15 protein-coding genes and 1 pseudogene are annotated in these 21296 nt (G+C 38.3%); 9 read left to right on the plus strand and 7 right to left on the minus strand.

From position 1 onward, the window contains the following. Positions 1-469: 469 nt before the first annotated feature. A complete protein-coding gene (locus V3595_RS20395; RefSeq protein WP_137017307.1) occupies positions 470-1372 on the plus strand; it encodes a hypothetical protein in 903 nt (300 codons plus the stop codon). Between the two features lie 1054 nt (positions 1373-2426). Here V3595_RS20395 and V3595_RS20400 read toward each other — a convergent pair. Beyond that, complete coding sequence (locus tag V3595_RS20400; protein ID WP_289348084.1) at positions 2427-3548, minus strand: hypothetical protein; 1122 nt, start codon at positions 3546-3548, stop codon at positions 2427-2429. A 1312-nt stretch (positions 3549-4860) separates the two neighbouring features. Here V3595_RS20400 and V3595_RS20405 point away from each other — a divergent pair. Next, positions 4861-5346, plus strand: coding sequence for a hypothetical protein (locus V3595_RS20405; RefSeq protein WP_477577277.1), 486 nt, complete (start codon positions 4861-4863; stop codon positions 5344-5346). Further along, on the plus strand, positions 5346-7007 hold the full coding sequence (locus V3595_RS20410; RefSeq protein WP_485909105.1) for a helix-turn-helix domain-containing protein: 1662 nt from the start codon (positions 5346-5348) through the stop codon (positions 7005-7007). Before V3595_RS20405 ends, V3595_RS20410 begins: the two co-directional genes overlap by 1 nt. 752 nt (positions 7008-7759) lie before the next feature. Here the strand turns inward: V3595_RS20410 and V3595_RS20415 are convergent. The 5 genes from V3595_RS20415 to V3595_RS20435 form a co-directional block, all read right to left on the minus strand. After that, positions 7760-8350, minus strand: coding sequence for a hypothetical protein (locus V3595_RS20415; protein ID WP_161922982.1), 591 nt, complete (start codon positions 8348-8350; stop codon positions 7760-7762). Next, a complete protein-coding gene (locus tag V3595_RS20420; protein WP_485909108.1) occupies positions 8337-8747 on the minus strand; it encodes a hypothetical protein in 411 nt (136 codons plus the stop codon). The genes V3595_RS20415 and V3595_RS20420 overlap by 14 nt, the downstream gene beginning before the upstream one ends. A gap of 238 nt (positions 8748-8985) precedes the next feature. Next, positions 8986-9285, minus strand: a complete 300-nt coding sequence (locus V3595_RS20425) for a hypothetical protein (protein ID WP_207117955.1) — start codon at positions 9283-9285, stop codon at positions 8986-8988. A gap of 883 nt (positions 9286-10168) precedes the next feature. Continuing rightward, the gene (locus tag V3595_RS20430) at positions 10169-10441 is read right to left on the minus strand and encodes a DUF3847 domain-containing protein (protein ID WP_318285181.1); all 273 of its coding nucleotides are present in this window, start codon (positions 10439-10441) and stop codon (positions 10169-10171) included. A 5-nt stretch (positions 10442-10446) separates the two neighbouring features. Then, the gene (locus V3595_RS20435; RefSeq protein WP_485909111.1) at positions 10447-10713 is read right to left on the minus strand and encodes a hypothetical protein; all 267 of its coding nucleotides are present in this window, start codon (positions 10711-10713) and stop codon (positions 10447-10449) included. A 215-nt stretch (positions 10714-10928) separates the two neighbouring features. Here V3595_RS20435 and mobQ point away from each other — a divergent pair, with 215 nt between their 5' ends. Both mobQ and V3595_RS20445 read left to right on the plus strand, forming a co-directional pair. After that, on the plus strand, positions 10929-12941 hold the full coding sequence (gene mobQ, locus V3595_RS20440; RefSeq protein ID WP_485909112.1) for a MobQ family relaxase: 2013 nt from the start codon (positions 10929-10931) through the stop codon (positions 12939-12941). An 830-nt stretch (positions 12942-13771) separates the two neighbouring features. After that, positions 13772-14003, plus strand: a pseudogene (locus V3595_RS20445) (DDE-type integrase/transposase/recombinase); the annotation flags it as partial. Between the two features lie 276 nt (positions 14004-14279). Here the strand turns inward: V3595_RS20445 and V3595_RS20450 are convergent. Next, the gene (locus V3595_RS20450; protein ID WP_485909114.1) at positions 14280-14963 is read right to left on the minus strand and encodes a LuxR C-terminal-related transcriptional regulator; all 684 of its coding nucleotides are present in this window, start codon (positions 14961-14963) and stop codon (positions 14280-14282) included. A gap of 305 nt (positions 14964-15268) precedes the next feature. On the opposite strand from V3595_RS20450, the gene V3595_RS20455 reads away from it, so the two are divergent. The 4 genes from V3595_RS20455 (at position 15269) to V3595_RS20470 (ending at position 21160) form a co-directional block, all read left to right on the plus strand. After that, entirely contained in the window at positions 15269-16486 is a 1218-nt protein-coding gene (locus V3595_RS20455; protein WP_485909116.1) for an iron-containing alcohol dehydrogenase, read from the plus strand. Positions 16487-16510: 24 nt separating this feature from the next. Then, on the plus strand, positions 16511-17434 hold the full coding sequence (locus V3595_RS20460; protein WP_485909118.1) for an alpha/beta hydrolase: 924 nt from the start codon (positions 16511-16513) through the stop codon (positions 17432-17434). Positions 17435-17710: 276 nt separating this feature from the next. Beyond that, on the plus strand, positions 17711-19351 hold the full coding sequence (locus tag V3595_RS20465; protein WP_485909120.1) for a flavin-containing monooxygenase: 1641 nt from the start codon (positions 17711-17713) through the stop codon (positions 19349-19351). Positions 19352-19741: 390 nt separating this feature from the next. After that, positions 19742-21160: an NAD-dependent succinate-semialdehyde dehydrogenase gene (locus tag V3595_RS20470; RefSeq protein ID WP_485909217.1), complete on the plus strand. Its 1419-nt coding sequence runs from the start codon at positions 19742-19744 to the stop codon at positions 21158-21160. Positions 21161-21296 lie beyond the last annotated feature (136 nt).

The following is a 21296-nucleotide window of genomic DNA, read 5'->3' on the forward strand; positions in this document are numbered from 1 at the left end:
CGCAATTTATCGCTAATCCATTCCGCGTTATCGCTACTTATCGTCAAATTAACGTTATCGGTCATTTAACGTTGGAGATTGTAGGAGAATTCACTTCATATAAACCACATTAAACTAGATTAGATTAGATTATTAATGAGATAACCATCCACAAATTAAAGATAATAATTTCCTTATTGTTGCATTCTACCGCTAAATTAATGTTATCGGTCATTTAACGCACGAAATGTAGAAGAAACTCATTAAAAATCTAAACTAGATTAGACTAGATTGGTTATTATTGTACTTCCAGTTTAATCTAGTCTAGATTAAAATTGGTCGAATTCGTTCATTATTTCTAGTAAAGCAAACAAACCTAGTTGATTAGTCTTTATCTAGTAGGTAAACTATAGATACAGATAAATTGACGCTTAGCGATAGGTAGATAAAAATAAGCTATAGTTAAACTAGCGTTAAGAGGAGGGTTATCGTGACAAACAGAGTTCAGGCAAATAAGGATTTCATTACAGAAGCACTTCGTGACGATGCTTTATTCACTTCGTTGGTACTTGATAAGGAATACAGTGCCAAACTATTTAAAGAAGATATACTAGAGTTGGATCCGAATGCCATGTATTCAACCACCGATTGTTCCGATAAGATCTTTAATATCGCTAATTCGACGTTAAGGTATTACGTTAGGATGCTAGAGGGATACTTAGAGATTTATGTAGAAGGTAGAAAGAAGCGATTGCCATTTCTCACTGTTTTTAAAATCCATATGACTTTACTGTCAATTGAGAGGGGAGAAACGATTTCCGATATTCAAGTTAAGTTATCGCTAAAGTCGATTCCTCAACAAAATGGCGGAAAAGCAAAAGGGAGTAAATATAATGAGGATACCTTAGATCAATTATTCTCGGAATTTGATAGAAGGCAGAATGTAATGATGAGAACCTTCACGCTACAAAACACAATCAATCTAATTGAAGTGGAGTTGCTGAGAAGGAGAACTGGAATAGCTGATAGACAAAGACAAATTGAAGTTATAGAAGAAAAGATTAAAAATCATCGGTTAAATCGAAAAATGGATCGACAAGCAGCTAATGTGTTACGAAAAAGTTTGGAGCAAAAGAAAAATACAGGCTTTTTCTCTTTCTTTGCAAAAAAAAGTACAGAAGATACTCTGAATATAGAATCTGACATACTAGTGGATGAAAGGGATATCAAAGCTGACCATATAGAAGTGGAACTCATTGAAGAAATTAATGCAATAAGGCAGAAGATTAGTCAAATGGAAGAAGAATCACTTGCTTTAGAAAAAAGGTTAAAATCTGAAACAGCACTTCTAACAAATGAAAGGGAAGTATTAGAACAAACTATGGAAGATTAATGTTTATTATTTATTATTTATTTATTTTTGGTCTATGGGATAAGGTGGGAAATTGGAACCTCCCAAACTTTTATATGTAGTACGCTTTCTGGAAGATGGATATTTAACATTTAGATTCAAATTAGGAATAAGAGTGTCCTTTTGCTTTATGAAGATCAATGATGGTCTAGAGCTTCTCAATGAGCTCTCTAGAGCTTTATAGCAAGTAAAAGGGGAAAGGGGGGCCTTGCCCCTTAATTAAATACGTTGATTGCAGGAAAAAGATATAAGTTTAGGCCACCGTCTTGGGTGGTCTAATTTTTTTACAAATTATTTTCTTTTTTAAGGTAATACTTGCAGAATTTTTGGTGAAAAGCGATTTCCTGAAAGGTTTTATATAATGCTGCTCATTTGCTGAATTTTCATAGCTGTCGTTTTAAGCTCGCCCCAACTAATTGGAGGTTTCTTCTGTTGACTGTATAAAATTTATAAAAAATGAACCTTAATCTAACTAATGTGGGTGATTAATATTTCATTAGTTTTCAATATATAATTTTTGAAAGGCACATTGTTTTACTGCGAGTACATTATTCTTAATAATCTATTATTTTAAATTCTGTTTGAAGTGATTTATTTCGTAAATAAACAAATTTAATAAAAAGGCATATTTAATAAGAGAAAACAGATTTAATAAAAGAAACAGAAGTAATAGGCATTTTTCTATTGTTAGGTATATCCCTTGAGGGACAAGGTTTCTAGCCATTTCTAAGAGTCGTTTAAACAGAGTTTCCACTTTCCCACATATAGAATGTAAATGAAGTCACATATACACAGGACTTTTTTTTAACTATTTACATATTCACAGGAGGGTATTTTTAATATCCACTATTTCACAAGTCTACATTCGGAATCTATTAAGCGTAAAAAAATAATCCTTCTCGAAAATTCTGCCAGAATTCGTGACAGAAGAGGGAAGGAAAGACTTTTGTTATAAGGGAATACTTCAATATTTTTTTTGCGTATATTCGAATAGCCCTGTGAATGTCTTATTTTTTCACAAGGCTGGGTTAAGCTATTAAATTACACCGTGTAGCTCTGGTGCTTGGCCGGTTTTGGTGTACTCTCTGATTTTGGCTTCATGGATTAATTCATAAGGAATCTTTTTTAAGGCCCCAGGGAGATACTTTCTAAAGGCCATTCTGAAAAAGGCGCCAATCGAGTAGAAATGGAAAGAACCTTTTCGTTGTTTTTCTGTATGTATATGAATTCCTATCTGATCCATTGTTTGTAAAAAGAAGGTTTTCATGAATCGATCACGTATGGTGAAGCTTTCATAGTCCTCATCCATAAGATAGTTCAGTTTATTCATTACTTCCTGCTTAAAGGAAATCATGACATCGATTTGGTCTCTTGGTTTAAATTTAATTTGATGTCCATCAAAGAAGTAGGTGAGCTCTTTTGATAGTTTCGCCATGAGTGAGTTGACATTGAATTCATCCGTGTTTTCTTCGACACATTCCGGCTTCAATGAAAAGGAGGCTTTTTTAATCCATATTTGCTTGCCACGAATCTCTATCCCTGTGAATTCGATGGAAAAAAGAGCTTCTAAAACGCTTAAAGTTTTACGAACCCCTTTTGCATTTTTGTTTAGTTGAAGTTTAAGTGTCTTCATTGTCCGTTCTTGTTTTATTTTCTCCATTTCACCTGTCTTGCTGAAAGACAGACCAGTCCGGAACTGGTTAAGTAAGGATAAGAGAAGTTCGATACCTTCAGGGTTCGAGGTACGTACGAATTCTGCTAAAATATTCGTTTCAAAAAGGGCGTGCGGTATGATTAGGTAGTTGAGAGATACACCATTAAGTTCAGGTGTATTATACTTATCAACATCTTTTAACACGATAACAGGTAACCCTTCATGGATTTCCTCTTTTACAAAATGATGATCTTCTAAAAATCTTTTTCCTCCCCAAAGGGTAGAATAAGAGATTCCAAGTTTCTTTGCCCAGTAAGAAAGATTATATTCCTTAAGCATGCCTCGTTGGTTTTGTTCTACTTGTAATTGGTTTAACATGGTCATATATACGACATAGGCAGAGGCAGGAGGGCGCTCAAATGACTGATCACGAAGAAAATGGAATTCTTTTAAGATGGCGTGATGCATTCTAAAACCATCGATTCTTATTCTGGATTCTTTCATTTTAGGCCCTCCTCTCGTCTAATTTTCTAGTTTGAATTATAGCAGAATGGAAAAACAGGAAATGGTGTCCTTTATTAAGGGATTTTCAAAGTTGCACAACGTGTGCTCATCCCTTGGGGCGCAAGGGATTGAAAAAAACTCTAAATATTTTTGTGTGAAAGGAAACGTCATTTTTTCACACGGTTTGTGCATGTTGTGAAAGGAAACGTCATGAATTCATGGATAAGCAAATTAGGATAAACGTTGATATTTCAATGTTTTCATAAAATAGTCCATCCATAAATGGACAAGAATAAAAAAACTTGCACAGAAATGTGTGCAAGTTTGTGTGAGAGCAAACGTCATTTTTCTTCATTTTAGAACAAAAAGAGATAAATTTAGGCACTGTTTTGTGTGGGCTCCTAATTTTTGCTGAAATATTGTTGGTGATTTAGGGGTGTAAAAGGTTGGTTGATCAAAATGTTTTAAAAAATCACAGATTAAAAACAGGGAATTGTGCACATTGTGAAAGGAAACGTCAAACAAGAAAAAGTTGCACAGCTTATGAGTGAGATGTGCAAGAAGGCGTCGAGCTTATGGGATGTTGTTAATGGAAGATAAACTTGCATACCCTTATCTTTGTGCACATTGTGAGAGCAAACGTCCAATGAAGGAAAAGTTGCAATCCCATATAATGGTGTGCATGTTGTGAAAGGAAACGTCATTCTTTAATCATTAAGAGGGTTGAGATAACCACTGGTATATCAACGTTCTAATAAAAAAAGCCGTTTGTAATCGAACTAAAAGCGTAAAAGTTGCACAATACGTGTGAAAGGAAACGTCATTTCCCTTTTTATTTGACCAGAAGGAGATTACTTTATGCAAGGACTTTGGTAAAGAACCTATATTTTAAAAGAAGATTATTAAAAGGCTTGTGCACATTGTGAGAGGAAGCGTCAAATAAAAGATAAGTTGCAATTTTATGGAGAGTAGCCATCCGGCTGCTTTTTTGATTTATTTTCCCCATTTGCCTCCCGAATCGTAAGACAGCGGAAGCCTTCTAACCTTCCAATCGGCAGGAAGGTTAGAAGGCAGCCAATAGGTCAAGGGGTACCAAACTTGCAAAAGGGGAGAAATCATCCCCCTTTGTGGAAAAGATGCGCTTCGTGAGTTAAAAGGGAAAATATCGCAAGTGAACAGAGAAGAAGTGTTATGTGCACATTGTGAAAGCAAACGTCAAAATTAAAAAAGTTGCACGTTTAACTCATGTGTTGACAAAAGCAACAATGCTCACTCATAATTATCATATTACTAGATTAGAAGGGGAACACATATGGATTTTTTAGTAGGAGTTAAAGAGGTGGGGGAAATTCTCGGATGGGATCGGAGAAAGGTTTCCACCTATCAGCTGCGTGGTGTGCTTCCTAAACCTGTGGTCCAATTATACAGTGGTCCCATATGGTTTCGAAAACAAATCGAATTTTATAAGGTTGGGAAAGATTTTGGTGTCAGGACTTATTATATAAAAGATGAGATGGTCTATGAATGTTTGCATAATCAACCTCTCAAAGATACTATCTATTCCCCTAACGACATCAAAGAACAGATGGGAAATTATATCCTTTATCAGGAAAAGGACATCCAACAGTTGAAAAATGCCATCCTAGAAAAAAATCCGATCGTTCAGTTCCTTTCTTTTGAGTCCGTTAGCTTTCTGCACGATTTGGGTATTTTGGAAACCGTTGTTTTTCAAGATTACATCCAACAGTACTCATTTGAGGACATAGAGTCGACAAAAGAAGGGCGGGTTAAAGAATAATGTTACAACCCCTGCAAACGAAATTTTTGAATGTCATGAAAACGATTTTTCCAGATTATCCTCAACTCTTTGTCGATTGGAATATGGATATCAACCATCTTATGTCAGGTCAAGATGATTACCAGCCTAGCCAAACATTAAAAGCATTTTTTGTGATTTTGGATAGCTTGGTGAAAGATTATGGATTGAAATTCGAGGATATGGAACAATGGGTTGATGATTACATAGAAGAAATTAGAAATTTTGTCCTTCCATACATACAGATTATAGGAGAAGAGAATTCAGCACCTTCCCCAAAGTCTAACAACAGGGAAGTGATAAATGCCTTGTTGAATCAAAATTTTGCCGAGTCCGGTTCGGCCTTATTATTTCATAAATTAAGGGAGACCATCAGTAAAAATGAATTCGACATTGCGACCGAGATTCCTACTGCAAAGATTGCGGAGAGGGCTTTAGAAGCGACGGCTCAAGTGAGGGCAGAAAATGATTATCTGATGATGAAATCAAATGTAGCCATCGAACAATGGAAAAATCTCACCTCTCAAGCCATCACGTCGATGGATGACTTAACCGCAGATATTTTTGATATTGTCTCGATTCTTTGGATGCAACAGGCTACTCATAAGGACCAAATGATTCATTTCCATACGGATGATGCTTTGAATCTAAGGAGATTGCAAGGTCGGAAAGAAGATTTAGACGGCTATCAAATGTCTTATAGAAAAAAAGAACGTGACGATATCATGAAAAGGTTGGCCGCTCTCACAACGATATGGATAAGAATTGAAAAAGAGAATTTGAGGTTCATTAATGAGGATCAGGGAGATTTTGAGGAAATTGGACAAGTCCAGTTTAATCCCTTGTTTTTGGTGGATAGCGTGACGGTAGCCTATCGAGGGGATAATCCGATTGGTATTTATGAATGCAGCATTCGTCCAGGGGAATTGCTTGCAAACTTCTTATACGGTTCCCAAAGGAGCAGTGGGCTGCTTGCATTAAAGACTCTAGAATACCATCCAATTAAGCAAAAGTACCATAAACGGTTATCCAGGTATCTGTCCTGGCAGTGGAGGATTCGCCAGAAGAGTGCAGACTATCTCAGGGCTTATCATATTGGGGGAGACAAAGGGCTTTTAAAAGTCATGGATTTGGACGTGAATCCGCGATATGGTTCAAGGATCAGGGAACAATTTGAGGAAATATTGGACACCCTGCAGCAGGATGGAATCATTAAAGGGTGGAGCTATAAGGAAACAACCCTTGAGAAGCAAATTGAGCAGGAGAGAAATTGGTTCGCAAACACCTGGTTGAAGGCACGTGTCCAAATCATCCCACCTACTGAAATCACGGGAATGGGAGATGACCAGGACTTATTATTGATTGAGGATCAGGACTATGACACAGAGAATTTTCTAACGATGTTGAAGGGGATGACGGACAGGGAGTCTAGTGCAACCAAGGAGATGGTTGAAGAAAAGCAGGTTTCTCCTGAAACGATAAATAAGGAAAGAACGGATCGGGGATTAAGCATTTTAGAGGCAGCTAAGGAAATGGGAATCTCCCATAGTACCTTGTCCAGGTATGAAAGGAATCTAATTAAACGCCCGTATACAGTCAGCTTAGAAAAGATGAAAGAGTGGTTAAATGCAATAAGCATCTAAACGGTGCTTATTTTTTTTGAAGTTTTTCCTAACATATCATGCGGAGCATCATCTCAATAAATAAAGATAAATACATCTTAATTTGCACCGACATAAATCATGAAGGGTGTATGAACGATCAGTTATTTTTCATGTGGAATAAAATGGTGATGAATGTTTGTGTTGAAATGTGTGTTCCATGGGATTTTAAATGCTTTTATACAAGAAACAAAAGAACGTTTATAGTTTATTGAACAAGCAATAAAGATTGAGGCCATTATAATTTTTGTGATTGAAGCAGAGAGCAAGGATCGCTGGTGAAAGTGCTATTGGTGACTAAGTTGCCTTGCTCGAAATATACTATTCCCTCAAAGGGCTAATGTTACATATCTGCAACAAACTGTGAAAAGTTGCAGACCGAAAAGGTAACTAGCCAACGGTCAGTCAAATGTTGCTACAAATACTAACCATAGATAGGACTTGTCTCCTGTGTAAGCCAGTAAGCCAATTCGATATCCGATAAATTTGGGGTGATTATTGATGCAAATATTGTTGGATCAATAGTCCGTTGATATGAAATAGAAGAGAAGTTATTGGTTAACAAAGGGGGATAGTGCTGAACACCGAAAAGCATAGGTAATGAGCTTGGAGAAACTTATACAAGTTCATTACCTATGCAAATTGCATTGTGAATGCATAGGTTCATATTTTGAAATTTAGTCTGAGATTAATGGACTTTCCCCTTCAATGTGTTCCTTAGCCTTTCATATATTCTATTCGGTTTCATCATCAAGCAGGCGCAGGATATTTTCTATGACACCCGCATGATCACCTTTTCGAAATTTATCAATAAAGTCTATATAAAGAAGCTCAAATACCTTTTCTAGTGTGTAGCCATGTTCTGGCTGAACTTCCTCCATATCGGCAAGCAAAATCTCTCCACGTAAGGCGTATTTCCTTCTCATGCGTAAATTCAACGTTTTTATTTCTTGGTTCTTTTCTTTATGGATTAATTTAAAAGCAGATTCCCCATACTTTTCAAGTCTTGAATCTTTACCAGCATACTTATCCAATGAGGTGAGCAATCGGAATATGGCATTTGAGTCTGGATTCTTTTTCGCAAACAGTAAAAAGTCATTATATAAAAGATTCATCAAGTCGTTTTGTTCGAAATGCAGGTCTGATAGGTCTTGAATATCTTCACAGAAAACTTCTGCTCTTAGAAATAAATTCAAGGGGACGTCTATATTCAGTAAGATGGTTGAAGATTTATTTACTTTATGGAGTAGCTTCCCGATAAAGTTTGTTGATCCAATTAAAGATAGTTCTTCATCTATAAGATTGGCTTGGCTATATTTCCCCATCGGTTACGCCCCCTAGTTGCCTTTTTTTGTATGCTTCTATAAATATCCGATGGGCTGCTTTTCGAACGCTGCATTTCCAACCGGCCGCATAATCACCTATCTTTTGATACGTTTCATGATCTACTTTGCAATGAACCGTGTAAGGCTGGTCTGTATAGGTGACGTCAGGGTATACGAGCACCTGTTCAAGACCAAACAACAGTATTTCCGTGCCAAATGCTGTTTTGGAGCCATTCCAGTATCGACGGGATTCCCGTCTTAAAATCATGTCCATGGGTTCGTCCACCGGGATTTTTATGTCATGAAGCTTATCCGAACGAACTTTTCTTTTTTGTGGTTCGTTCGTTTTTTTATTAGAAGAAGAGAGAACCGGATTCAAATGTTTAACCTTTCCCATTTGGTTTTCCCCTTTCAGAATCGTCTTTTTCTTTGGGTTGGTTGGTCAGTTGGTTACATCGTTACGCTATGCCAAGAGTGGAGGGAGGTATATTTACTAGGGATTGTGGCAAGGCTTTTTTTAAGTGAGGTGATACGAAATGAGTAAAGATATTTCAAAAGAACTGGCTGAAAAGCTTGCTAATAAGGCATCCACGCTACATTACGTAAAGAGCACAAATGAATCTAAAAAGAAATAATTAGCCTAAAATAATCTTAATTCCACCCTGTTCAGTGAGTTTGTATGGGGCTTGATTCTGTTTTGTAATATAGTTTTGATCTGTCCAGCAACCATCTTCATCCCGCCCCCAATCCGGGCAGGGGAGAGGGACGTCAGCAATTTTATGTTTTCGAAGGATACTTTTATACTCGTTTGAATGTGCGGCAACAAATAAGGCCAAACGGATAATTTGATTACGGTCTAGATCGGTCGCTTTATACACATTCTCAATATAATTTTTATAAACGTCCGGGTATCTTACGGTAGGTCTATACACCATTTTCCTTCCTCCTTTTTAAATAGTATATGGACGTCTGCTGGTTAAAATGCCATTTGGTCAAATATGGTTTAGTGCAAAAATTCTGAGGTTGATTAAGGAATAATTAACCTAGATTAGTCTGGTCTGGTTTTTAAAAAACCAAACTAGTCTAACCTAGATTAGACTAGTTTGGTGTGGTTTAGTTTATTTTGTTATTTGAAGCCATGGAACTTTCAATAAAGAGGGATAGTGAAAAAAAGAAAGAAAATTCGTCTGTTTGTTTTACTACTACACCGTTGGATTAAGAAGGTAAGAGGGGGCATGTCCTACCCGAAACAGAGTAAGATAAGGACAAGTCTAGATTTTGAATAGCCAGTAGGGATCCCTTTTTTAAAACAAAAGTACGTGTGCCTCTGCATTAATATCGATTGATAACCACTACCTGTAAGGTTAACCCTAAAACTGCTTCATTTAGTCACATTTTGGGCTATCGGCACCATAGAACGTTCTGAAAACCAGAAGATATTAAAAGACAAAGAGAATAAAAGGTTCAAGGAGAGCTGCATATTCTTATCAAGAATTACCACCTAAAATCGATGTAAAAAGGCAAACACATATTAGTCATGGCTAATATGTGTTTGCCTTTTTTTTGAAGCGAAACAATCTATGATCGTGTTCATTTTACTTGATCTAATTTTGGTTTTTTCATTCATGATAATTAATTATTTTAAAGACAAAATAATACCATTACTGATAAGAACTAAATAATTCATACTAAGTATAAAAAAACTAAAAGGATAAAAAATGATACCTCTATTATGAAAATTGAAATGAAGAAAATAGCGAAACTGTTTATGTGTGGTTAATTTATGGGGCGTTCAAGAATGGCTTTATCTTATTATTTTTAATGGACTTCTTCATCTAAACTTTTTATCTGTCGAATTACATATTCTTTATTTTTATTTTTAAAATTAGCTAATACTTTTAGTAAGTTTTCAGTGTCCTTGAGGGACATACTTTCTTCTTCTAAGTACTTTTCCAAAAGTGCTCCTTTTTGAATCAGCCTTCGCGTTCGTTCTTTTCTGGCTTCGTTTGAAACTTTATGTTCTAAAACCCTCTTCTTTTCCTCCAGAACCTTTATTCTGTCCTTCATTTTTTGTAATTCTTCATTAGGCATATGAATTACCCTTTAGGTGGATTTTGTGGGAAATTCTTCTCTTGCTCATCATCCACTTTTGAAGAAGAGGCTTCACTTAATGATTTCACTTGATGATTAAATGAATCAATTAATTCCTTTGCTTCATTCACATCTTCCACTTCCCATGAATCCATTAGATATTTCCCAATCTCCCTTTGAGTGTTGTTCAATATCCTTTTCTGTTTTTCCTTCAATCTTTTGATTTGCTCTTCAATACCTAAAATTTGTTCTTTCGTATTCTGTTTTACCAACACAAGCACCCCTCATGGATATTTTTCCTAATTGTAACACTTGTCCTAGAATATGGAAAGTGATAGAATGATCCCGAAGATTAAATCAAGGGCGCACTTATATACCACTAAAGTGGTATTGTGCATTGGCTCCTTCTTAGAAGAAACCAATTTCGTGAAGCGTCTGAAAAATTCGCTTCGCTCATGTTATGAAAAGAAAGTGGGGTGCTTGAACCGTGGCCATCTATCATTTCTCAAATCAGATTATTTCAAGAAAAAAGCAACAAAATACCATTGCTGCAGCTGCATATCGTTCTGGTGATAAATTGGTAGATGAAAGAACTAATGAGTCCAAGTTTTATAAAAGACAAGTGGAACCCATTACTCATATTCTTGCGCCCAGTCATGCACCTAAATGGGTATATGATCGTCAGCAATTATGGAATGAAGTGGAGAAAGTAGAAAGACAATGGAATGCACAACTTGCCCGTGAAATGAATGTAGCCTTACCAAAGGAACTATCTCATGAAGAGCAAGAACAATTAGCCATTAAATTTTGTAATGAGGTTTTTGTGAAGGATGGCATGGTTGCAGATTTAGCGATCCATAGAGATGATGAAGAAAATCCACACTTTCATATCATGTTAACCATTCGTCCTTTTAATGAAGAGGGAACATGGGGAAATAAACAAGTGAAGATTAAAGAAATCATGAATGGAAAACAACAAATAAAAGCCATACATACAACCGATTGGAATACCAAAGAAAAGCTTGTTTACTGGAGAGAGCAGTGGGCGATTTATGCAAATCAATTCTTAGAGAAAAATGGTTTTCCAGAAAGGATCACACATTTATCGAATAAAGATCAAGGGCTTGAAACACTCCCGACCATTCATGAAGGAGTTGTTGCAAGGCAGCTGCAAAATGAAGGAAAAGGATCTGAAAGAATTCGAATAAATATGGAGCGTAAAGAGTACAACAAAATCGTCATCGAACTGTCAGAAGTGAAGAAAGAAAAACAGATAAAAGAAAGAACAGAGATGTTTGTTCGCCGCTTCACTCCTTTAGAGAAAAAACAACTACGTGAGTCAGCCAAATCCTTACGACTTTTTGTCAATTACGAAAACATTAACATTAGAAGGAGCCAGTTAGCCAAATGGCATGCGCGACTAGAGTTTAGTCAGGATTCCGTTGATACATTTAAAAAAATGAACCGGATTGAAAGAGAAACAGACATGTTAGATCAAGCTGAAAATATTTTGGAAAATGAGGCCAATAGGTTTTTAGAAAAGTATTATCCGAATTTTAATATTGAGGATCATTCTAAAGAACAAAAAATTGAGGTTGTTGAAACAACGGTCACGCAGAATAAAAGGTTAAGTAGCCATGAAATTGAAAAAGTTTTTACCTATTTAGAGAAAAAGCAAATCGAAAAGGACTTATATGTTTTACTGAACAATAGACCACAGTTTGTTCTTTCCATACAAAAAGAAATACAAAGTGCAGAAAGGCAGTTCGAGAATTTGCGTTTGAAAAATGGGGTCAATTTTGCTGATGGATCAACAATCAAAAATGCTTCTGAAAAAGAGTTAAGTCAAATGCAGTTTTTATTAAAACAAAAAGAGAATTTGAACAAATCATTAGGCCTGTTGGGTCTACTTTATGACCACCGACTTCAAGCTATGTATCCTAATTGGGTTGGACGTAATTATTTATCGATTGAACAAAAGGAGTTCTTTGTCATGGCAGAAGAGTATTATGGGAAAGACATTACGCCTGAGGATTTTTCAAACCCACCAAGAAAATACTCTAAAGAAGAACAAATTGAAATTATTTCCTTTTTTTATCAAATTAGTAACGGTCATATTGACTCATATAAACGAAATCAATCTATTGAGCTCTTAAATAAGAAGTATCCAGATTTCCAAACGGATAATCAATCTTATAAACATATGTTCTATTATGAGTGTATGCGATATTCTGACGAAATTGGCCAAGAACGAATGAATCAACTTCAAAGTGCATTTGATGTCCAGTCGTTTGGTAAAGAAGAGGACTCCGAACTTGAGCGTTCCACCACTTTCGGTCCGAAAACTAATCATAATTCAAGTTTCTTGTCTTATGATGGTTCTGATTTCTTTTCTATTCTTGAGAGTGCCATCCGTGAAGCTGATCGAAAATGGAGAGAAGATGAACTTGAACAGAAGAATAAAAACAAGAGGAAAAGACAAAAGGGAATGGAACGCTAGTATTGGGGTTATTTGATGGATGTCGAACACATTCTAGCGTTCTGGTCGAAGGCTTGCTATCTCACCCTTTTTCGTAGGTGGACAACAAAGTAGATAAAATCAGCAGGATCACTTACCTTGAAGCATTTTGAGGGTCCTCTACCGATTTGGAAGCTATAACCTATGGTCCAATGATTATGTAGAACCAATCTGTTTTTGTTGAAGATAGAAATCTGAGTCATATAGCTAGAGAAGGCTTTTATTGTTCATCCCCTGTGCATGCGATTAAGAAATTAGGATTATAATAAGTTCCATTATCTTCTACATATCGGAGACTTTGTTTGTAGCTGGAAAAGATGCACATCAATAAATGGAAATTAAAGGGGGGTATATTTTTGACCATTAGGATGAGAGCATATTAACATATTAGATGATTGAATAAAATAAAAAAAAGAGTTGATTTCCCATTTATTTTTTAGCCGGGGTTATGTGAAATGTTGGAGTTACCCGAGCTATTGTCGATAGAACCATAATAAAGATTTTAATTATTTTAAAATAAACCTCGTTAGAATATATATAATAACCTTCATCCAAAATAGCTAAATACTCATTATTCTTATGTAGCAAGAGTTGTTTGAGATTCTCACTATAATGTTGATTAAAAATATAAAGTTTAATAAACTCGTTACTGAAAAGAAAACACTAAAAAAACCTTTGGAATCACCAATTCCAAAGGTTTTACTTTTGATAAGATCCCTTATTTTATTAGATTGGTTGAAAGTAAACTAAAAAGACAGTTGTGAATCAAGGATTTTAATAAGCGTTTAGACGACAGTATGAAAAACGGTTCTGGCATCCAAATGAGACAAGTGAAATATCTCAATAATATCGTAGACACAAGATCATCGGTTTATTAAAAAGCGAGTTCGGTCGATGTTAAGATTGAAATCTTTTCGCACAGCAACGTCCATATTTCTAGAATAGAAGCTATGAATATGGTGAAAAAGTCAACTCGTTTTACAGGATAATTCTGTCCAAAATCGAAAAGAATTCATTGATAAACTGTTTGGCATCGCATCATAATCCGTAAGTTAGCAGGAAATTCATGTCCTATGTTTTTTTGAAATCATCTTTGCACCAGAACCCAATATTTTACATCCGTTTAATGTATTGATAAAAGGGCTGACTGTTCCATTTTTAAAAATCAAAGTGAGGAAAAGAATTATCGAAGTATAGGAATGAAATTCATTATTCAAAGGAAGTAAATAGAATTAAAAAGTTATGCCTAGATTACTTATACAGAGTGATAACAGCCAGTTGCTAGTAAAATGAGGCAACTGATTGCAAGATAAGGTGTTTTTATTGGATAATTCCTCTGCGCAAGGCTTCGGCTACTCCTTGCACTCGATTGAACACCTCGAGTTTTCGAATGGCGGATCGTACATAATCTTGAACGGTAAATTCGCTAATACCAAGGGATACAGCCATTACCTTCGTGCTTTCACCCCAAGACATTTTCTGCAATACTTCAATTTCCCTCCTGCTAAGTCTTTTGGAGTTTCCAGGGTAGTCGTCTTCCCCAAATATTTGCCCTAAATGTTGCCCATATACACCTAAAGAGTGAAGAAGGTTATCTCTAACGGTAAAGGAATCTGTACTCCCCATACAGGCATAGCCAACTACGTGTGAGCTATAGCTAATGGGAACTACTAGAATTTCAGTAGTGATGCCATTGGTATATTTTATAGGTAGTTGGTGAATCGATTGCGAATCGACATGTTTGGGCTTCCTTTCTTGAATGGCCGAATAGATGGGTGGCATGTTTCGAACATCTTCTCTCCACTCCTGCAAGGAAGATACTCCTTGTTTATCGATTCGTAATATGCCTTCACCGATTTTGCTTAACGTCGAATAGAAATAGAGACCCACACGGGAAAATTGAAAAAGATCCATAAATCCACGAACGGCAAGGATTTGCTTTTCGTGATGTGCAGGAACTGATGAAATGGATTGAATTTGCTTTTTTATTGCTATATCTAGCATGACTGTCCCCTCCATATGCTAAGTTTAAATATTTTAAATATTCCTATTATAACAAAAGTTATTCTGATTACAAATATCGTGAACGATCGAATAAAACTCTAGGGCTGACTAATCTATGGATCATTTAGGAGGAGAAGATAACTTTTCATGGAGAAGTACCCCTTAATTTTAGGGGATATGTTAATCAGAAAAGTTAAACTATTATTAGTGTTGCGAGCGGTTACATCTAGAGAAATAGCCACGAAGTGTAGGAATGATAAAAGTCATTTCTATTCGAATGAACCTTAATTTTCAGAAAGCAGGCGATGGAAATGAATAATTCTTTTTCTGAACTTCATTTAAGAACATCCATATCTAGCGGAGCGGGGGCAAGAAGTTTACTCCCGCAAATGATTCAGGGATTAGGCGGAAAGCGGGTCATCCTGTTTACGGATAAGGGATTAGTCCAGGCAGGCGTTGCTGCCCAAATCATTGATCTGTTTAAAGGCATAGAGGAGCACGTAGAGCTTGTTGGTGTCTTTGATGAGATCGAACAGGATGCCAAAGCGGAAAACGTCACCAAGGCTGTTCGGTTTTTCCGAGAGCATCAGGCGGACGCTTTGATTGCTCTTGGAGGTGGAAGCGTTCTCGATGCTGTAAAGGGCATCAAGTGGATGCTGCACAAAGGGTATGACGATACGGAGAAAGTTCTCCATTCCAGCATCAGAGAATTTCCGCCAGAAGCCCAACCGACGGGCATCCCGCATGTGGCAATTCCTACTACAGCAGGAACTGGTGCGGAAGTTTCGCCAATGGCAGTCATTTATAATGAAAAACTAGGCATGAAACTTGTGATTAGAACTCCATATCTTAATGCGGACATGGCCATCTTGGATCCTGAGCTGACAGTGGGATTGCCCCCGAAGATAACGGCCTTTACGGGAATGGATGCCTTGACACATGCGATAGAAGGCTATTTTTCAACAACAGCTACTCCATTTACGGATTCTTACGCCTTGTATTCTACCCATTTAATTGCAGAGAATCTGCCCATCGCAGTCAAGGAGGGATCCAACCTTGAAGCCAGAGGGAATATGCTGATGGCAAGCGCAATGGCGATAACGGCATTCGGTTTTGGTAACAATGGAGTGCCGGTGCATAACATGGCACATGTATTTGGAGCCAAGTTTAGAATTCCGCACGGCCTGGCCAATGCGGTGCTCTTGCCTAACATGATGGTTGCCCTGCCTTCTTTATATTTACCGAAAATTAAGCGGTTTGCCGAAGCGTTGGGAATTGAAAACCTGTCGTCTGATCCTCAAGAATGCTTGACGAGGGTAATCGAATTCATTCGTAATCTGCGGCAGCAAATCGGATTGCCGGATACCTTTGCTGAATTTAACCTTGAGTCTAATGTGCTTCAATGTATTGTCGATGAAGTGCAAAGTGATTCTGCCTCAGCCAGGTTCCTCATTCCAGCTGATGTAATCACCAAAGTGACTGAAGAAGTTTACGGACTAACTTCAAGCAAGGTGAACTCGTAACATATTCAAAGGAGGAATCAATTCATGTTAGATCCTCAAGCGAAGGACTTCCTGCATTTGTTGGGGGAAAGAGAACCAACCTCCGCTCTGACACCTGAAGAAAACCGTGCCAAAGGGGTGGCACTACAAAAATTGGCAGGTCCAGCAGAGCCGGTAGCCAAGGTAGAAGAGTACTGGATTCCTGTGGAAAATGGCGAAATTAAGGTGAGGGTGTATACCCCGGAAGGAGAAGGGATTTTCCCGGTTTTTATCTACCTTCATGGAGGAGGATGGGTTTTAGGAGATCTTGAAACGGTCGATGTACCATGCCGCAGCCTTGCCAATCAGGCAGAGTGCATTGTGGTGTCCGTCGATTATCGCCGGGCTCCTGAATATAAGTTCCCTACTCCTCTTGAAGATTGTTATGAAGCAGCAACGTGGGTAGCCGATTATGCCAGAGAATGGAAGGGAGATCCGACGAGAATCGCAATTGGTGGGGATAGTGCTGGTGGAAATCTCGCTGCATCCGTCACGATGAAGGCAAGGGATCAGGGAGGACCAACTTTTGTGTCAAAAATTTTGATTTATCCGGTAACGAGCCTCTCTTTCGATACGCCTTCGTACAAAGCGAATGGCGAGGGGTATTTCCTTACACATGATAGCATGGCGTGGTTTGCGCGACAGTATCTGGATAAAGAAGAAGACATGTTCAACGCCTACGCAGCACCACTACTGGCCAAAGATCTGAGTGGACTTCCACCGGCACTAGTCATTACGGCGGAATATGATCCACTTCATGATGAGGGATTGGCCTATGCCAACAGGTTGCGTGAAGCAGGCGTTTCTGTAGAATACACTTGCTACGAAGGCATGATTCACGGATTCTTCTGGATGGCGGGAATTATGGATAAAGGCAAGCGGGCGATTGAGCAAGTAGCCCACCACTTGCATTCATCCTTTCATGAATAAATGCCAGTTATATTTAGGAAGCTTAACGAATTTGATTGTTGAAATAGCTTAACTTTCTATAATCCGCCAATTTAGGTGGTTGAAGAAATCCTGCCATGCAGATGTTCTAACGGATAGAAAATATATTGCCGGTTCCCTTGACGATATGCCCATCAGGGGGACAAGGCTAGAACATTGCAAGCTATACTACGGGACGCTCTGAGTGATTTAATCGATTGTTTGAAGATTGATAAGTTCTTGAGTACAACTAGATTGTGATTAAGGGGAGGAATAAATATGACAAATAAGAATCAAATCATTAACCTAGATGCAGTTGTTGTAGGAGCCGGTTTTTCGGGGTTATACATGCTATATCGCTTACGTGAGGCTGGATTTTCCGTCAGTGCTTTTGAGGCGGCGGCTGATGTCGGTGGTGTATGGTATGCAAATCGTTATCCTGGAGCGCGATGCGACTCAGAGAGTATTATTTATAATTATACTTTTTCTGATGAGCTTCTTCAGGAATGGACATGGACTTCTAGGTTCCCGGAACAGGCGGAAATATTAAAGTACCTTAATTTCGTGGCAGATAGGCTTGACTTACGTCGTGATATCCAGTTCAATACACGCATTACAGCTGCTCATTACGATGATTTTAATAAAAATTGGAGTATCCAACTGGATGACGGTACCAATTTGACTGCTAAGTATTTCATCACGGGAGTAGGCTGTCTTTCTGCATCGAACACACCTAACTTTAAGGGCTTAGCTAGTTTTGAGGGGGAAGCATATCACACCGGACACTGGCCGCATGAAAAGGTAGACTTCAGTGGGAAGCGTGTCGGTTTGATTGGTACGGGTTCAAGCGGTATCCAATCTATCCCGGTCATTGCGGAAGAAGCGGGTCATCTCAACGTTTTTCAGAGAACGCCGGCGTATAGTACTCCTGCGAGAAACTATCGATATGACCCAGAATTTATACGTCAAACTAAAGAAAACTATGAAGAGATTAGGCAACAAATACGTTGGTCCTCAATGGGTTATCTTCATTCGGTGATCAACGATAAATCGGCATTGGAAGATACACCAGAAGAACGTCAGGAACAATACAAAAAGGTCTGGGAAAGAGGGGGATTAGGGTTTAGCCAAACGTATAATGACCTGTTGGTAAACGAAGAATCCAATGAAACAGCTAGTGAATTTATTCGTTCTAAGATAGGTGACGTTGTAAAAGACCCAGAGGTAGCTGAGAAATTAAAACCAAGCTACTACTATTCTGCAAAACGACCAGTCATAGACACCAATTATTATGAGACGTTTAATCGTGATAATGTCACCTTGGTAGATGTAAAGGATACGCCGATTGTTGAAATTACGCCTAAGGGAATAAGAACTTCGGAAGCGGAGTATGAACTGGATGTCATTGTTTTTGCTACTGGTTACGATGCGATGACAGGGCCTTTGTTTAAGATCGATATCCGTGGAAAAGACGGAGTGTCACTAAAAGAGAAATGGGCTGATGGAACACAAACGAGAACATACCTCGGTATCGCAAATGCTGGTTTCCCGAACATGTTTATGATTACTGGCCCTGAGAGTCCTTCCGTACTGTCCAACGTTCCCGTATCTATTGAGCAGCATGTTGAATGGATTGGTGATTGTATCGAATATCTTCGCGAGCATGAGGTGGAAACGATTGAGGCTAATAGGGAGGCGGAAGAGGCATGGAGTAAGCATTGTCAGGAATTAGCTGAAGCTTCGCTTCTTACTAAGGTCGACTCTTGGTACACGGGTGCAAATATTAAAGATAAGCCACGTGGATTCCTCATTTATGTTGGGGGAGTTGGGAAGTACCGTAAGATATGCGACGACGTAACAGCTAAAGGCTACGAAGGGTTTACTTTAACAACTTCGCACTCTAAAGAACCGGTTTCCTGAAAAATGGTATTGCGCGAATGAGGGGATATGTAAGGTGTCTATTGTATTCGGAAAAACAGATTCCTATCGCAAAGAAACAGTGAATTAAGGTTATCGTTCCGAAAAATCCTAATGGTGACTGAAGCGAAGATAATCGAATGGTACAACTAGAACCCAGCGTATTACAAGGTACCTCGCGTGAACAATTTCAGAAAAATTTGAATCGATTAACGGCAAGATCCTTCACCATGTATTGATAGAGGACGAAAAAAAGAAACAGCTGAATCGCGGAGAACAGAGGAAGAGGAAACATTCTTGATAGCGTCCTAATAAGTTTCATTACTCTGGAAAAGTCGGCTATACCTAGTTCGACTTTTCCTATAGATTAAAATCACGGAGGGAGCGTTGATGATGTATATCAATGGGGAATGGTTGGAAACGAATCAGGTATTTGAAGTAAATAATCCAGCAACAGGGGAAAAGGCGGGTACCGTTTATTTTGCTGGTGAAGAAGAGACGAACTTGGCCATTCAAGCCGCAGAGAAGGCGTTTCCCCAATGGGCTGGACTCACGGCAGAGCATCGCAGTTCGTATTTATGGCGAATTGTGGAGAAACTTGGAGAAAAAAGGGAAGAAATAGCTCAAATCATAACAAAAGAAATGGGGAAAACAATTCATCATGCCCGGCAAGAAGTAGGTTCGGCCATCGCCTTTTTTCAATGGTATGCAGAAGAGGCACGCAGAATTTATGGAGATATCATTTCCCCCTCCATAGCTAACAAACGTATCCAGGTGATTCGACAACCTGTTGGTGTTGTAGGAGCCATTACTCCCTGGAATTTTCCGTTGTCCATGGCTGCTAGAAAGTTGGGACCGGCTCTAGCGACTGGGTGTACAGTGATCCTAAGGCCTTCGAGAGAAGCTCCGTTGTCTTCAGTTGCGTTATTTAAAATCTTTGATGAAATAGGTCTGCCGAAAGGCGTGGCTAATCTCGTCATCGGACAATCAGGCCCTATTGTCAACACGATTATGAACAGCAGTATTGTGAAGAAAGTTTCCTTTACTGGTTCAACGGAAGTGGGGAAAATTCTCATTGGGCAGTCTGCAAAAACTGTCAAGCGAGTGTCGATGGAATTAGGGGGGCATGCCCCTTTTATCGTTTTTGATGATGCGGATATCGACTTGGCTGTTGAGGGTTTGGTAAAAAGTAAATTTGGCTCCAATGGACAACAATGCATCTGTCCAAACCGGATTTATGTGCAGGATAAAGTTTATGAGGAATTTGCTGAGAAGCTGAAAGAAAAAGTTCAAACTATCAAAGTAGGTAATGGATTGGATGAACAAAATGAAATGGGGCCTTTGGTAAATGCAGGAGCCATTGAAAAGGTCCAAGAGCAAGTCGACGATGCGGTTCAACTCGGAGCGTGTATCCTTAACGGTGGGAAAAGGCTGTCGGACGGAAGCTATTCCAATGGAAATTTTTACGATCCCACTGTTTTGTCTAATGTAACGGATAATATGCTGATTACTAGGGAAGAAACATTTGGACCCGTCATTCCACTTTTAAGGTTCAGTAGCGAGGAAGAAGTTATTGAAAGAGCAAATGCTATTGAATATGGACTTGCCTCTTACTTCTATACAAAAGATCTTTCCCGCAAGTACCGTGTTTCTGAACAACTGGAATACGGTATGGTAGGAGTGAATGATGCTATTCCCTTTGCAGTTCAAGCGCCATTTGGCGGCGTAAAAGAGAGCGGCATGGGTCGCGAAGGCGGAAAGTATGGATTGGATGACTATCTAGACACAAAAATGATTTCCGTACAGATTTAATAGATGATTGATACAGCTATATAGTTCGTTTTGAAACAGTATCAGGTTAGGTATATGTGAAGAGGTTCCGCATATACCCACTTTTGCACTTGTTTATCTTCATTCATCAGAAAACGCCCACCTCAATAGGTAGGTG

The organism is Bacillus sp. CFBP9009 (assembly GCF_036541465.1).
Taxonomy (GTDB): domain Bacteria; phylum Bacillota; class Bacilli; order Bacillales; family DSM-1321; genus Peribacillus.

Bases quoted from the DNA above. Each gene is read 5' to 3' on its own strand.
- V3595_RS20400 (WP_289348084.1), bottom strand. From the start codon at position 3,548: ATGAAAGAATCCAGAATAAGAATCGATGGTTTTAGAATGCATCACGCC.
- V3595_RS20405 (WP_477577277.1), top strand. From the start codon at position 4,861: ATGGATTTTTTAGTAGGAGTTAAAGAGGTGGGGGAAATTCTCGGATGG.
- V3595_RS20410 (WP_485909105.1), top strand. From the start codon at position 5,346: ATGTTACAACCCCTGCAAACGAAATTTTTGAATGTCATGAAAACGATT.
- V3595_RS20415 (WP_161922982.1), bottom strand. From the start codon at position 8,350: ATGGGGAAATATAGCCAAGCCAATCTTATAGATGAAGAACTATCTTTA.
- V3595_RS20420 (WP_485909108.1), bottom strand. From the start codon at position 8,747: ATGGGAAAGGTTAAACATTTGAATCCGGTTCTCTCTTCTTCTAATAAA.
- V3595_RS20425 (WP_207117955.1), bottom strand. From the start codon at position 9,285: ATGGTGTATAGACCTACCGTAAGATACCCGGACGTTTATAAAAATTAT.
- V3595_RS20430 (WP_318285181.1), bottom strand. From the start codon at position 10,441: ATGCCTAATGAAGAATTACAAAAAATGAAGGACAGAATAAAGGTTCTG.
- V3595_RS20450 (WP_485909114.1), bottom strand. From the start codon at position 14,963: ATGCTAGATATAGCAATAAAAAAGCAAATTCAATCCATTTCATCAGTT.
- V3595_RS20455 (WP_485909116.1), top strand. From the start codon at position 15,269: ATGGAAATGAATAATTCTTTTTCTGAACTTCATTTAAGAACATCCATA.
- V3595_RS20460 (WP_485909118.1), top strand. From the start codon at position 16,511: ATGTTAGATCCTCAAGCGAAGGACTTCCTGCATTTGTTGGGGGAAAGA.
- V3595_RS20465 (WP_485909120.1), top strand. From the start codon at position 17,711: ATGACAAATAAGAATCAAATCATTAACCTAGATGCAGTTGTTGTAGGA.
- V3595_RS20470 (WP_485909217.1), top strand. From the start codon at position 19,742: ATGTATATCAATGGGGAATGGTTGGAAACGAATCAGGTATTTGAAGTA.